16 protein-coding genes are annotated in these 13,976 nt (G+C 61.9%); 4 read left to right on the top strand and 12 right to left on the bottom strand.

The window, feature by feature from the left end:
* Nucleotides 1-9 precede the first annotated feature (9 nt).
* From FHX06_RS04595 to FHX06_RS04580, 4 genes are all read left to right on the top strand, one after another.
* Entirely contained in the window at nucleotides 10-843 is an 834-nt protein-coding gene (locus FHX06_RS04595; RefSeq protein ID WP_113016912.1) for an aspartyl/asparaginyl beta-hydroxylase domain-containing protein, read from the top strand.
* Nucleotides 844-1,037: 194 nt separating this feature from the next.
* On the top strand, nucleotides 1,038-1,550 hold the full coding sequence (locus FHX06_RS04590) for an RrF2 family transcriptional regulator (protein WP_113213115.1): 513 nt from the start codon (nucleotides 1,038-1,040) through the stop codon (nucleotides 1,548-1,550).
* A gap of 11 nt (nucleotides 1,551-1,561) precedes the next feature.
* The gene (locus tag FHX06_RS04585; protein WP_113213116.1) at nucleotides 1,562-2,344 is read left to right on the top strand and encodes an SDR family oxidoreductase; all 783 of its coding nucleotides are present in this window, start codon (nucleotides 1,562-1,564) and stop codon (nucleotides 2,342-2,344) included.
* Nucleotides 2,344-2,781: a cupin domain-containing protein gene (locus FHX06_RS04580; protein ID WP_113213117.1), complete on the top strand. Its 438-nt coding sequence runs from the start codon at nucleotides 2,344-2,346 to the stop codon at nucleotides 2,779-2,781. Before FHX06_RS04585 ends, FHX06_RS04580 begins: the two co-directional genes overlap by 1 nt.
* A 56-nt stretch (nucleotides 2,782-2,837) precedes the next feature.
* On the opposite strand, the gene FHX06_RS04575 is transcribed toward FHX06_RS04580, so the two are convergent.
* From FHX06_RS04575 to FHX06_RS04525, 12 genes are all read right to left on the bottom strand, one after another.
* Complete coding sequence (locus tag FHX06_RS04575) at nucleotides 2,838-3,233, bottom strand: DUF1236 domain-containing protein (protein WP_112547873.1); 396 nt, start codon at nucleotides 3,231-3,233, stop codon at nucleotides 2,838-2,840.
* Nucleotides 3,234-3,436: 203 nt separating this feature from the next.
* Nucleotides 3,437-4,549 (bottom strand): ABC transporter permease, encoded by a 1,113-nt coding sequence (locus tag FHX06_RS04570; protein ID WP_112972702.1) that lies wholly within the window; start codon nucleotides 4,547-4,549, stop codon nucleotides 3,437-3,439.
* A gap of 1 nt (nucleotide 4,550) precedes the next feature.
* Nucleotides 4,551-5,675 carry an ABC transporter permease gene (locus FHX06_RS04565; protein ID WP_113117748.1) on the bottom strand — a complete coding sequence of 375 codons (1,125 nt, stop codon included), beginning with the start codon at nucleotides 5,673-5,675 and terminating at the stop codon, nucleotides 4,551-4,553.
* Complete coding sequence (locus FHX06_RS04560; protein ID WP_113117749.1) at nucleotides 5,672-7,423, bottom strand: ATP-binding cassette domain-containing protein; 1,752 nt, start codon at nucleotides 7,421-7,423, stop codon at nucleotides 5,672-5,674. The genes FHX06_RS04565 and FHX06_RS04560 overlap by 4 nt, the downstream gene beginning before the upstream one ends.
* Nucleotides 7,420-8,427: a secretion protein HlyD gene (hlyD, locus tag FHX06_RS04555; RefSeq protein ID WP_113213119.1), complete on the bottom strand. Its 1,008-nt coding sequence runs from the start codon at nucleotides 8,425-8,427 to the stop codon at nucleotides 7,420-7,422. Before hlyD ends, FHX06_RS04560 begins: the two co-directional genes overlap by 4 nt.
* Nucleotides 8,424-9,113: a CerR family C-terminal domain-containing protein gene (locus FHX06_RS04550; protein WP_018114194.1), complete on the bottom strand. Its 690-nt coding sequence runs from the start codon at nucleotides 9,111-9,113 to the stop codon at nucleotides 8,424-8,426. Before FHX06_RS04550 ends, hlyD begins: the two co-directional genes overlap by 4 nt.
* Before the next feature lie 541 nt (nucleotides 9,114-9,654).
* A complete protein-coding gene (locus FHX06_RS04545; RefSeq protein ID WP_113213120.1) occupies nucleotides 9,655-10,533 on the bottom strand; it encodes an SDR family NAD(P)-dependent oxidoreductase in 879 nt (292 codons plus the stop codon).
* Entirely contained in the window at nucleotides 10,530-11,315 is a 786-nt protein-coding gene (locus FHX06_RS04540; protein WP_113213121.1) for a hypothetical protein, read from the bottom strand. Before FHX06_RS04540 ends, FHX06_RS04545 begins: the two co-directional genes overlap by 4 nt.
* A gap of 114 nt (nucleotides 11,316-11,429) precedes the next feature.
* Nucleotides 11,430-12,017: a protein-S-isoprenylcysteine O-methyltransferase gene (locus FHX06_RS04535; RefSeq protein WP_018114267.1), complete on the bottom strand. Its 588-nt coding sequence runs from the start codon at nucleotides 12,015-12,017 to the stop codon at nucleotides 11,430-11,432.
* A gap of 63 nt (nucleotides 12,018-12,080) precedes the next feature.
* Nucleotides 12,081-12,665 (bottom strand): hypothetical protein, encoded by a 585-nt coding sequence (locus FHX06_RS04530; RefSeq protein WP_029616318.1) that lies wholly within the window; start codon nucleotides 12,663-12,665, stop codon nucleotides 12,081-12,083.
* A 159-nt stretch (nucleotides 12,666-12,824) separates the two neighbouring features.
* Complete coding sequence (locus FHX06_RS35525) at nucleotides 12,825-12,944, bottom strand: ABC transporter (protein WP_112547884.1); 120 nt, start codon at nucleotides 12,942-12,944, stop codon at nucleotides 12,825-12,827.
* Between the two features lie 266 nt (nucleotides 12,945-13,210).
* The gene (locus tag FHX06_RS04525) at nucleotides 13,211-13,807 is read right to left on the bottom strand and encodes a L,D-transpeptidase (protein ID WP_018113981.1); all 597 of its coding nucleotides are present in this window, start codon (nucleotides 13,805-13,807) and stop codon (nucleotides 13,211-13,213) included.
* Nucleotides 13,808-13,976 lie beyond the last annotated feature (169 nt).

Genomic DNA, 13,976 nt, shown 5'->3' with positions numbered 1-13,976 from the left:
GGAAAACACATGACTGACATTATCGCCAATACATCCCTTCCCGCAAAAACCGCCCCCGAGACACAAGACTTTGCCACTGCCGGGATCTCTCCCATGGACCGGCCGAGCGCTATCACGCGCTTCTTCATGGGCATCGTCGCATGGGCCGAGGGCCTGAATTTCAAATATGCCAAACTCGGCAATCCGCCGGTTTACGACAATGCCGCCTTTCCCTGGGCGAAGGAGGTCGAGAAGGCCTGGCCGCAGATCCGCGCCGAACTCGACCGCGTGCTGGTGCGCCAGAGCGAGCTGCCGAGCTTCCAGGAAATCTCCACCGACGTGCAGACCATCTCCAAGGACAATCGCTGGAAAACCTTCTTTCTCGTCGGTTTCGGAGTGAAGTCCGAGCAGAACATCCAGGCCTGCCCGGAAACCTGGAAGGCGGTGCAGAAGATCCCCGGCCTGAAGACTGCGATGTTTTCGATCTTCGAACCCGGCAAACACCTGCCGGCGCATCGCGGCCCCTATAATGGCGTGCTGCGCCTGCATCTCGGCATGATCGTGCCAGAGCCGGCCGACAAGCTTGCCATCCGCGTCAAGGACCAGATTTGCCACTGGCAGGAAGGCAAGGCGCTGATCTTCGACGATGCCTATGAGCATGAAGCGTGGAACCACACGGACAAGACGCGCGTCGTTCTCTTCATCGATTTCGTCAAGCCGCTGAAATTCCCGGCCCGGCTGATCAACTGGACCTTGCTCAATCTTGCGATTTTCACGCCGTTCATCCGCGAAGGGCTCGATAATCACAAGGAATGGGAAAAGAAGTTCTACGCGCAGGCGGAAGCGCTGCGCAATCGCGGTTAGGACAAGACCTCCCGCCTTTTCGATCTCGTACACCTGCTTAAGGCCCTGCAAATGCGGGGCCTTTTTCTTTTGTTCGCTGACCGGAATTGCGCGGGCGTTGCGCGTGGAAACTTCGGTGAACGCATCGTTCACGTCGGGGATATTGACGACGCTTCAAATCGCGGATAAAGTTTATCCATGATTGGAGACGGCATATGAAACTCAGCGGCGGCGTAGAGCAGGCAATTCATTGCGTGACTTTCCTCTCCGGATTGTCGGAGGAGGGGGTGCTGTCGGCGGCGGCACTTGCGGAGCTTCACGGGGTTTCCCCAAGCTATCTGCTGAAGCATCTGCAGGCATTGTCGGGCGCCGGGCTGCTCGTGACGACGCCGGGGCCGAAGGGCGGATACAGGCTGGCGAGGGCGAAAGAGGAGATCACTCTCCTTGACGTCGTGCTGGCGGTGGAAGGTCCCGCACCGGCCTTCCGTTGTGCCGAGATCCGCCAGCGCGGACCCAATCCTCTGCCGGGGCGGTACTTCACCAAGCCCTGCCAGATCAATGCCGCGATGCTGAAGGCGGAGAAGGCGTATCGCGCCGAGCTCGCCAAAGTGACCATCGCAGACATCGCGGCTGATGTCATGGCAGACGACGACGGCGGCATCGCCGCCCGCGGCTGCGCTTTCCTTGAACTCAACGAAAGAAAGACGGGCAATCGGGCCTCGTCATAGGAGAAGCTACAATGAGCACGTCCAAGAAGGTCGTCGTTATCGGCGGCACGGGCCTCGTCGGCTCCAGGGCAGTTACCATTCTTCGCAATGCCGGGCACGACGTCGTCGTCGCCAGCTCCAGAAACGGGATCAACGCCTTTACCGGCGAGGGGCTTGAAGCCGCCCTTTCGGGGGCAGATGCCGTCATCGACGTCTCCAACATCGTTTCCTATGACGAGCCGGTCATTCGCAATTTCTTTGCCACCTCCACCCGCAACCTGACCGCAGCCGAGAAATCGGCCAGCGTTCGCCACCATGTCGTCCTGTCCATCGTGGGCACCAGCGACCTCTCAGGCAATCCCTATGTGAGCGGCAAGCAGGCGCAGGAAGATGCGGTGCAGGCCTCCGGCCAGGACTATACGATCGTTCGCGCCACGCAGTTCCACGAGTTCATGGAGACGCTGGCCGAGGCCTATTCCGCTGACGGCGCGGTAAATGTCCCCGATATCCAGTTCCAGCCGATCGCGGCCGATGATGTCGCGGCGGCATTGGTGAGCGTTGCGCTTAGCAAGCCGCATAATGGCATCGTCGACCTTGCCGGCCCGGACCGCGCCGGCTTTGGCGAACTTATGCGGACATACCTGGCCGCAAAGGGCGACAGCCGCAGCGTCGGCGTCGATGCAGCCCTTGGCTATTTCGGGGCGCCGGTCACGGCCACCTCGCTCGTTCCGACGGGCGCCTTCATGCAGGGGCAGACGGCGCTTGCGGATTGGCTCCGCCAACAGAATCATGCTTCGCAAGTGGAGAAAGCATAATGAAAACGATCCTTTATGCCGTGATGGCACTCGTCCTGCCGGTCACCGTCGCCTCGGCGCACGACCTCACCAAGGGTGAACTCGTCTACGAGTCGAAGGGCGCGAAAGTGACGGAGGTTTACGCGCACGCGCTTCCGGATGTTCCGGGCAAGAGCGTGAAAGGTGTCCTGGTCGAGTACGAGCCCGGCGGCTACAGCTCGGCGCATACCCATGCCAAATCGGCTCTTATCTATGCGACCGTTCTCGAAGGCGCCATTTTGAGTGGGGTGAATGGTGGCGAGGTGAAGACCTTCACCAAGGGAATGAACTTCACGGAACTTCCCGGTGACCGGCACGATGTCAGCGCCAATGCCAGCAAGACGAAACCGGCAAAGCTGCTCGCCGTGTTTGTGGTCGATACCGCTGATGCGGCTCTGACGACGCCGCGCAAGCCCTGACACTTCTGAAAGCCGCACATGAAAGAGGCCCCGCCGAAAAGCGGGGCCTTTTGCGTTTATTCGATCACCTGAACCACGCGGTGGGTCTGCGGCTCGACGATCACATGGCGATCGTTGATGACGGTATAGGCATAGCGCGGATTATCCGGCACCGGGATCACCTGGACATCTGATGGCAGCGGCTTGCCGACGACGATCGGCTGCTGCACCACCACTGCCGACGGCGGGGCCGGCTGCTGCTGGACGTAGGTTACGACTTCGCGCGGCGGCGGATCGACGACGGCACCGGCTACACCACCTGCCACGCCGCCAATTGCAGCGCCCACGGGGCCGCCGACAATGGCGCCGGTAATTGCGCCGCCGGCTGCACCCGTCACGGCTCCGTCGGCCATCGCATTGGTGGCGAGCGACGAAAGCGCCAGCGCGCCGGAAACGAGAATGATCTTATACATTTTGATACTCCTTCGATCGAGAGCATTTGCGTTTTTCAGGGAAAGACGGAAATGCTCTATCTCATTGCTTCTTCAGCAATTCCCGGCAGATGAGCGCCGTGGGAATTGCCTTGGTTTGCGCTGAGGAAACGAGCCGTATCAGTCGTTGTTCCTGATCGCAGGAGTCACGGATTGGCCGTGTGGGTTATAGTGCGTGAGATGGGCTATTCCAGCCTGCGGCGGAACAGCCAGGCGGCGGCGCCGAGGGTTGCGGTGGCGATCAGGGCCAGCGGAATCGTCTGGTTCAGCACTTCCTTCGCGGGGAGATCCTTGAGGAAGACACCTTTGACGATGATGAGGAAATAACGCAGTGGATTGATTGTCGTCACCGGCTGCAGCCATGCCGGCATGTTCTCGATCGGCGTTGCAAAACCCGACAGCAGCATGGCGGGCACCATGAACAGGAAGGCGCCGAGGATCGCCTGCTGCTGCGTCATCGAGAGCGCCGAGATGAAGAGGCCGAGGCCGGCGACCGAACCCAGATAGAAGATCGAGCTGCCATAGAGCAGCAAGAGCGATCCCCTGAGCGGCACGCCGAAGATGAAGAGCGCCGCCAGGATATAGAGCGTCATGTGGAAGAGGCCGATCATCATTGGCGGAATGAGCTTGCCGACCAGGATTTCATGGACGCGCAGCGGCGAGACCATCAGCTGATCGAAGGTGCCGAGTTCCCTCTCGCGGGCAATCGACAGCGCGGTGACGATGAGACCGATGAGGAGCGCGATGCTGGCGATCAGGTTCGGCACCATGAACCATTGATAGGTGAGGTTGGCATTGAACCAGTTGCGCGGCACGGTCGCCACCGTTTTGGCCATGGCGCGCTGGCCTGCCGGCGTCTCGGCCGAGAGCGTCATGCCGATCTGGGTGAGATAGCCGGAAACGATCTGCGAGGCGTTGGAGCGGCGGCCGTCGAGGATGATCTGAAGATCGGCCGGAATGCCCGCCTCGATATTGCGGGAGAAATCGGGGCCGATCTCGATTGCGGCAATGACCGACTGGCCATCGATGGCTTCGCGGATATCGGTCTGATTGTCTGCTGTGTCGATGCGGCGGAAGGTCGGCGATCCGTGGATGCGCTCTATCAGTTCCTGCCCCCAATGGCCGCTGTCGCGGTTCAGCACCATGACATCCACATTGCGCACCTCGAGCGTCGCCGCATAGGAAAAGACGAGAAGCTGCATGACGGGCGGCACGATGAGCACGAAGCGACCCTTGGGATCACGCAGTACGGCCAGCAGTTCCTTGATGATGAGGGCTTTCAGCCGGGTCCACCACATCTCAGCCGATCCTCTTTCTGGTGCTGCGGGCAGCCAGCAGGAACATGATGCCGCCGATCGTGAGCATCACGGCGATCGCGCGGGCAAACATCGGCCAGATATCGCCGGCGAGAAAGACTGTCTGCAGGCTGGGGATGAGATAGCGCGCTGGCACGATGATGGTGATCCACTGGATGATTTCAGGCATGGAATTGATCTCGAAGAGAAAGCCCGAGAGCAGGAAGGCCGGCAGGAAGGCGGAGATCAGCGCAAGCTGTGAAGCGAGGAACTGGTTCTTGGTCGCCGTCGAAATCAACAGGCCCTGGCCGAGCGCCGGGATGAGAAAGGCGGCAGAGAGCGCATAGAGCGCGATGACGGAACCGCGAAACGGCACGCCGAACAGGAAGACGGCGAGCAGCACGCAGAGCGTCATGGAGGCAAGGCCGAGCAGGAAATAGGGGAGGATCTTGCCAGCGAGCAGTTCGGCCGATGTCACCGGCGTCGCCATCATCGCTTCCATCGTGCCGCGCTCCCATTCGCGGGCGACGACCAGCGAGGTCAAGAGCGTGCCGACCAGCGTCATGACGATGGCGATCGAGCCGGGGACGAGGAAGTTGCGGCTCGTCAGCTCGGGATTGAACCAGAAACGCTGCTCGATGGAGATGGGCGGACCGGCGGCGACCGTTTCGGACTGGCGCTGGCGCTCCCAGTTGGCGACCGCGCCCTGCACATAGTTCTGGACGAAATTGGCGGTGTTGGGATCGGAGCCGTCGACGAGGACCTGGATCTGCGGGTGATTGCCGGCGGCGTAGTCCGTGGCGAAATCGGCGGGAATGACGACGATGCCCCGCACATTGCCGAGCACGAGATCGTCTTCGAACATGCGCCGGTCGCGGCCAACGGTGACGGAGAAGTAGCGCGAGGCCTGGAAGCTTGCCGCGAGATCCTGCGTCAGCGGCGTCGCCTGCTCCAGGACGAGGCCGATGCGGGTGCGGGTCGTATCGAGCGACACGCCGTAGCCGAAGAGGAAGAGCAGGATCAGCGGCAGCACGAAGGCGATGAGAATGGTGCTGGGGTCGCGGATCGCCTGATAGCTCTCCTTGCGGACGAGGGCGATGAAGCGGCGGCTGCGGGAGGAAGCGCTCATGCGGCTTTCTCCTTTTCCTGCCCCTTTTCGGAGTCCTGAACGAGGGCGATAAAGGCATCCTCCATCGTAGGGTCCGGCTGTTCCTCGGTGGCGACCCGCGCCTTCAACTCGTCGGGTGAGCCGAGTGCGATCGAGCGGCCGCGATAGATCAGCGAGATGCGGTCGCAATATTCGGCCTCGTCCATGAAATGCGTCGTCACCAGCACGGTGACGCCCTTTTCGACGAGGGCGTTGATATGGGTCCAGAATTCGCGCCGGGTGATCGGATCGACGCCGGAGGTCGGTTCGTCCAGGAACAGGGCGCGGGGCTCGTGCATGACGGCACAGGCAAGCGCCAGGCGCTGTTTCAGGCCGAGTGGCAGGTCCTTGGCCGAATAGCGCCCGTGGCGGCCGAAATCGAAGATTTCGGTCATCAGCTCGATGCGCTCGCGGCGTCGGCTGCCGGAGAGGCCATAGACGCCGGCGAAGAATTCGAGGTTCTGCATGACGGTGAGATCGCCGTAGAGCGAGAATTTCTGCGCCATGTAGCCAAGCTGGTTGCGCGCCTCGGCGGCATCCTTGCGCAGGTCGAAACCGGCGACCCGGCCTTCGCCTCCGGATGGTTTCAGCAGGCCGCAGAGCATCTTGAAGGTGGTGGATTTGCCGGCACCATTCGGCCCGAGCAGGCCGAAGATCTCGCCGCGGCCGATATCGAAGGTGATATTGTCGGCGGCGGTGAAATCGCCGAAGCGCTTGGTCAGGCCATGGGCTTCGATGACGGGGCGGTCGCCGGTCTCGCTCGGCGAGCCCTGTGCCTCCGCAAGCTTGGAGCGCCCGCCGGGGCCGCCGCCAAGCATATCGATGAAGGCATCCTCGAAGCGGGGAGGGGTGGGTGTCAGCTTTGCCCCGCCGGTTTTGCCGATATCAGGCGTCTCATCCTTCGATGTCACGAGGCGGATGGCATCGCCCTGGATGACGCCGTCGATCACGCCTTTCGTCTGCAGCAGTTCGGCGAGGACCTGGCGCCTGCGGCCGCTGACGCCAGAGACCTTGAAGACACGGTCTTCCACGCGGCCGGTCAGATCGTGCGGCTTGCCGGAAAAGAGCAGCTTTCCCTGGTTGAGCAGCAGGACATGATCGCAGGCCTCGGCCTCATCCAGATAGGCCGTGGACCAGAGCACGCCGATGCCTTCCTGCGTCAGGTTTTCGACCATCTTCCAGAGGTCGCGCCGCGAGATCGGGTCGACGCCGACGCCCGGCTCATCGAGCAGCAGCAGGCGCGGCTTTTTCAGGAGCGCGCAGGCAAGGCCGAGCTTCTGCTTCATGCCGCCCGAGAGCTTGCCGGCGAGCCGGGTCGTGAAACGCTTCAGGTCGGTGAAGGTCAGAAGCTCGTCGAAGGCGGCGGCGCGCTCGGCCTTCGGCAGGCCGCGCAGATCGGCATAGAGATCGAGGTTTTCCTGGACCGAGAGATCTTCATAGAGGCCGAAGCGCTGCGGCATGTAGCCGATCGAGGCCTGGATGGCCGCCGGGTTCCGGGCTGTGTCGAAGCCCAGCACCTCGACAGTGCCGCTATCGGGCAGCATGAGGCCGGTCATCAACCGGATCAGCGTCGTCTTGCCGGCGCCGTCGGGGCCGACGAGGCCGGTGATGGCGCCGCCCCTGACCTCGCCGGAGACGGCGTCGAGAGCCGGCGGGGCATCGCCGAAGCGCCTGGTGACATCGGCAAGCCGGACCAGCGCTTCATCTGCCTTGGAGGGAACCGGGCTCATCGCGCTGCCAGCGAGGGAAAGTGCACGGTGACCGGCATGCCCTGGCGCAGATCCGGGCCGGGCTTGTCGATGACGATGCGCAGGCGATAGACGAGATCGGTGCGCAGTTCCGGCGTCTCGACCGATTTCGGCGTGAACTCGGCGACCGGCGAAATGAAGCCGATCGTGCCGTCATATGGCTTGTCGGCTTGCGTATCCGAGGTCACCTGGACCTTCATGCCGGGATGCAGGCGGCCGAGATCGCCTTCCGCCACATAGCTGCGCACCCAGACCGGCTGCGTCAGCGACAGGACATAGACGCTGTCGGCGGGCGCGACGATGGCGCCGGGTTCGCGCACGCGGGACAGAATGACGCCGTCATTCGGGGCGCGCAGTTCCGTATCGGCAAGCGAGATGCGGGCGGAGACCAGAGCGGATTGCGCTGCCTTCAACTGGGCGTCGGCTGCATCGATGTCTTCCACGCGGCTGCCTTCCTGCAGCAGCTTCAGCGCTTCGTTGGCGGAATCGGAGCGGGCCGCGGCCATAGCGCGATTGGCGGTTGCCAGATCAAGGTTCGCTTCCGAGATATTGCCCTGCGGGCGAAGCTGCCGGGCGCGTTCATAGGTCAGATTGGCATTGTGCAGCGCCGCGACGCTTTCGTCATAGGCAGCGCGGGCCTGGGCGATTTCCGTCTGGCGCGGGCCGGCCTTCAGCTTGTCGAGCGTGGCCTGCAGGGCGGCGACATTGGCCTCTGCGGACGTAACGGCAGCCTCGTAAGGTGTCGCGTCGAGCTTGCCGAGCACCTGGCCGCTGCTGATCGTATCGCCTTCATCGACGGCGAGCGAGGCCAGCCGTCCATTGACGCGGAAGCCGAGGGAAACCTGGCGGATATCGACATTGCCGTAGAGCGCGAATTCCTTTGATCGTTCCGGCAGCCAGCCGAACTTCTGCGGCAGGCCGTACCACCAGGCGGCACCGCAGGCGGCTACGAGAATAACGATGACAAGGGGGACGATCCGTTTCATGGGGTATTTCCTTTCGCCGGCTCCAAAAGGCCGACAAGTTCTGCGGCAAGTTTGCGCAGGCTCTGGAGTTGTTCTGATCCGACCGATTGCCATTCCATCTGGGCGAGGACGGCGGCGTGGGCGAGGCGGAAGATCATGATGTTGCCGACAAAGGCCAGCGTGCGCAGGCGCACATGCTCGGAAGCCGGATCCTCCCGCAGAATGGTGCCGATCAGCCGTCGCGCCATCTCGATCATCGGACCCATCAGGCCCTTGTAGATGCGGGTGAAAGCCTCCGTCGGCTCCATCTGTTCGCGTGTGATGAAACGCGCCCAGGGCTCCGATTCCTTGCTGACGAAGATGCCGATCATGGTCTCGGTGAGCTGTGTCAGGAAATGGCGGGCATCGTCTGCCGTCAGCGTCTGCCCGGCGGCATCGAGCGCCATGATATGCGCGACGATCTGCTGGCGCAGGGCGCCGACATGACGCTCGATGCGCGACACCAGATATTCCGCCGTCGCGATATAGAGCCCTTCCTTGCCGCCGAAATAATAGGGAATGGCCTGCAGGTTCACACCCGCCGCCTCGCTCAGCTGCCGTGTCGAGGTGCCGTCGAAGCCATGGCGGCCGAAGACGTCGAGTGCTGCGGCAAGCAGCTTTTCCCGGGTGATTTCGGCGCGGTTCGGTTGGTTTTGTTCATCGCTCATGACTGACTTATAACTCCAACGCACATTTCAGTCAATCGAATGAATGTTTATCTTGTCGCGTCCGCGCTCCCTATGAATGAGCGTTGCGGGGGCCAACCGTCAGTATATTTACGTCTACTGCCGGTACATTTACCGTTTCGTACTTCCGTAAAGGCTAATATTCTGGCTGAATGGGAGGATGAGAAACCTGCCCGTCATGCCGAGCACTGCGAGACATGCCTGGAGAGCGCTCCTTGCGAGCGCGGCTCTTGCTCTTCCCGTGACCATGGCTTGCGCTGACGACATTGCGCCGGGAAAAGGCAATCGCATTCAGAACGAGGTGGTCAAACCATCTCCTCATGATGGACAGCTGACGGCCCCGCGGCTAAGCGCGAACTGGTGGCTGCGGATCAGGCGCGAGGCACCGCAGGCCGATCAGTCTGAGGGTTCGAAGCAGGTTTTTGCGCGCAGCACCGACCAGCGATGATCCCGGGCATTGCAGCCTTAGCTGAAGCGCTGCATGTCCGGCCGCAGGCACGAAGGATGCCCTAACTCCCGGAGCCTAGGCGTCGGGCTTTCCGAAAGCCGATTCCGGTTTACGAGCCGGTGCCGCAATGCTGGTTTCCGGCCGATGGGGGTTCGGATCCCTCTTGCGGCGCTGAGCCCGACCGATCAGGCGCAGGGCCATCGCAGAGGGCAAGATTCTCGCAATGAAGGCGGCGAGCTTCGAAGAGATGCCGGGAACGACGAGGCGGCGGCCGGACTTGAAACCCTGCCATGCCTCATGGGCCACATAGTCGGCATCGAGCTTGGGCAGCACCTTGAAGAGGGCAGCCCGGTCGGCGCCGGATTTTTCCAGAAAGTCGGTCGAGACAGGGCCGGGGGCGACGCAGGTGACCGTCACACCGAAGCGGCGGACCTCCTCATGCAGGGCGGTCGAGAAGGCGCGCACGAAATTCTTGCTGGCGTAGTAGAAGGCCATGTAGGGGCCGGGCGCGAAACCGGCGACGGAGCCGAGATTGATGACGCCGCCGCTGCGCCGCGCCACCATGCCCGGCAGGAAGCGCAGGGTCATGTCGGCGAGCGCGCGGATGTTGACGTCGATGATGCCGAGCTGCTCATCGACGGGCAGGGAGGTTGCCGCGCCGCGCAGGCCATAGCCGGCGCTGTTGACCAGGACGCCGCAGGCCAGGCCTTTTGCGGCAAGAAAAGCCTCAAGGCGCGACGATGCATCCTGAGAGGCAAGGTCGAGTTCGATCGTCAAGGCTTCTCCGCCGGCCCCGATGATTTCGGCGGCGGCGGCCCCGAGGTCCTCGGGGGAGCGCGCCACCAGAACCACGATATTGCCATCGCGCGCGGCAACCCGGGCAATGGCCCGCCCGATGCCCCGGGATGCGCCGAGGACCACGACAGCCAGGCGGAGTTCGGCGCTGACGCTCATGGTGCCCTTCCCGCAATCGATATGCCGGCAGGCTTTCCCGCCTGCTTGAGCCCCCTGACCTCGTCGACGACATCGCCGTTCAGGATCCTTTCGAACCGTTCCAGCGCGCGGGCAATGCTGGCGCCGTCCATGACCCGGTGGTCGTAGTGGATGCGGACCGTCACCGTCCCATCCGCGTCGATCGGCCCGTAGTTCAGGAGCGTGGTGAGCGGCGTCAGGGGGTTTAGGGATTCGGCGCCGAGGCCGGAATAGACCGACAGCTGGAAGGTGCCGAAATAGCGCGCCCGCTTTCGCCCCAGGTTGAGCCCGAGCCACATCAGCGACCAGCGGAGAAAGGCCGGCGCGCGGGCAAGCTTGAGCGAGCGGCGAAATTCCTTGATCTCGGCAATCGGGCGCGAGCGCGCTTCCTGGATCAGTTTTTCCAGTTCCGGGATGGGGCGCTGTTCGGGACTCTTGATCGTGCTCAGGAGAACGATCCGCTCGCCCTCGTGCTCGCGCTCATGGGCGACCGAGGCAACGCTTTCGGGATATTCATAGAGCTGGTGCTTCGGAAACTTGATATAGGCGCGCCGCAGGTCCGGGGTCTCCTTCGACAGGAGCGCATATCCCTTCAGAAACAGCACGGTCCATGACGGGCGCGGGTCGCAGGCGCTCCTGGCGTCGACCAGCGCGCGCAAGTTCATCTGCCGCTGCACGGTGACGCGCGGTATGCCGATCGAAAACCGCATGAGATCTCCGACAAGCCGCCTTGCAGCCGAAAGCCTGACTGTCCGTCCCCTCATCCTTGTCCTCCCCCTAGATCACTTCCGTTTTCCCTCGAAACACGCAAATGATCCATCTCTTTGTTTTCATGCAATTCCGGACGCAAAGCGCTGCACAGTTTTGCCGGAATTGCCCTAGTAGAGATAAGGAATGATCCGTTTCGTCCTGTCCATATAGGCGCGGTATTCAGGACCAAAAACGTCGAGCATCATACGCTCTTCCTTGTCCACGCGCAGGAAGAAAAGCACGGCAAAGCCGACGAGGCCGGCAAGGCCCGCCACCCAGTTCGACAGCAGGAAGGCCTGCGCCAGCCCCATTAGCATGAAGGACGTGTACATGGGGTGGCGCACCAGTGCGTAGGGCCCTGACGATATCAGTTCGTGCTTCTGGCGGATTTCCAGCGTTATGGACCAGTTTCGGCCCAGTTGCTTGTGCGTTCGCCGAAAGACCCACATGGCGAGCGCGAATGTGATTGCCCCGACTACGACCGCCCAGATATGGGCAGGATAGTCGGCACCTCTCGGGATGCCTGTCGCGACGTAGAAGGCCGGCACGATCGCAAGCCCGGCAAGGGCCGTCGCGAGCGCGATCTTCTCTGCCGCGCTCCGCTGGCTGCTCACGATGGGCACGCGCTTGCCGCGGCGCTCAAATGGGTAGCGGATGACGTACCATGCGATAATTCCGAGGACCCAGACGATCTCGCCAATGGTGTGAACTGACAAGCTCAAATCGGCACCAGAACCTTTCCACGATCCGCTTCTTTCCGGGATCGCTCTGCTTTTCTATCAACCCGTATTCATCTCCCGCAGATTTGTAATGAATTGCTGCGGGCGAAGCCAGATGCCTGGCGTCTTATAGCCCATATGTTTGGCGATATCGGCTACGAAAGCGTTGCAATTATAGACGGTCGCTTCCCAGAGACGGCTGCGCGCCTGGAGTTTCCGAATATAGGCGACCGTGTCGTTATATTCGGCATCCGTCAGCATCACGCGCCAGCTCGCCGAGCGGTATTGCTCTTCGAGATCGCCGTCCGTTTCGCCTGTCGTGGCGGGGACGGGGATGAAGTGGCCCAACACATAGGGCGCGGCATCTGGCGAAGCCGGGGCAAGTCCCGCAACCTCGGGACTGATCATTCTTCCGTTCCTGTCGGCACTGCCGAAGACGACATAAGTGTGACCGTAGGTCAGCGCGTAACGCGAGCGGAATTCGATGAAGCGCCGCCCCGCCTGGGCTTGAGCCGCGGCCGGTTTCCCAAGGTCACGGGCATCGGATGTATAATGTGGCTGGGGGGCTTTGTCTTCTGACTGACACGATGATACCACAACCGCCAAAATGGCGACCACGCACAAGCGGCTTCTTTCAAGCGCCATCAACACGCTCCATGTGCAGGCTCCTGCGAATGCGGGCCTGATGCCGGCTGATGCGCCGTTCCTGCGTCCTGAATGGCAGGCGGGATCAATCCTGGCCGTTTTGGGATGTTAGAGAGAGAGGAAGGGCCTACCGAGCCCTTCCCAAGCGTTATGCGAATTTTACTTGTAGACGGCTGTTGCTGGCGGTGGAGCTTTCCCCTTGCCTTTACCAATCGACCCGCAGGCACTCAGATTGGCCACCGCAAGCGTTGCGAGGATCAAGAATAAAATTCTGCTCATTAAGTCCTCTCCTCATCCTGGTGCAGGCTTGAAAGTCTGCACCTCATAGTTTGACGATAATCGGCACCTTGGACAGTGCGGCAGTGATGCAATGTGCAACGAATCTACATTAGCAGATACTTACCGGTGTGGCCAACCCTGCAATTTCACATGGTAAACGCCATTGAAGCATGCCGTGATCGTTGTGGCTTGCCTGCCACACTTCCGGCTGTCGATTTCGCGATCTCGGTATCGCGAAACCGTGGCCCGGTCTTGCGCGACATGGTTCAAATGACGAGTACGCGCGTACCGATGCGGGTGCGGGAGTAGAGGTCGACGATATTGGCATTGGTCAGGCGGATGCAGCCGTTGGATACCGCCTGGCCGATCGACCAGGGAGCATTGGTTCCGTGCAATCGGAAGAGCGTGTCCTGGCCGCCCTGGTAGAGGTAAAGCGCGGCAGCCCCCAGCGGGTTGTCCGGACCACCCGGCACGCCCTCGGCATATTGGGCAAGCCGCGGCTTGCGGGCGATCATGTCGTCGGTCGGCTTCCAGGAGGGCCATTCCGCCTTGCGGCCGATCGTGGCTTCGCCCTTGAAGCTCAAGCCTTCCTCGCCGACGGCAACGCCGTAGCGCGTGGCAAAGCCGCCGTTCTCGACGAAGTAGAGATAGCGTGCACGCGTATCGACGACGATGGTGCCGGGCGGCTCGCCTCCGTCATAAGCCACTTCCTGCCGCCGATAGCGTGGATCGGCATCCGGATCCCTTCCTAAAACCCGATAGCCCAGCGGCGGGCCATCCGATGTCGTACTGCATCCATGAAGCATCAGAGCCAGGCTACCCAAGACCAGACCCCGGCGTGTCACAACTGCCCTTTCGTTCATTTCCACTTACCCTCAGTCAGCTTCGATGTTTTCCGTTCAGTGGCGGGCTCGTTTCCGGCCCATTCGCTTCTGTGGAATTGCTTATCTGGCAGGCGGACAAGCTGCGCAACTTGCAATAGTATGCATTTCGACCATGCACGAATCTCCTTGCTTCGGCCACTCGTTTTGC

Origin of the sequence: Rhizobium sp. BK512 (genome assembly GCF_014194915.1) — a bacterium.
In the GTDB taxonomy this organism is placed as follows: Bacteria; Pseudomonadota; Alphaproteobacteria; order Rhizobiales; family Rhizobiaceae; genus Rhizobium.
Note: the sequence above shows the minus strand (reverse complement) of the source record. Positions and strands in the feature narration are given on the sequence as shown.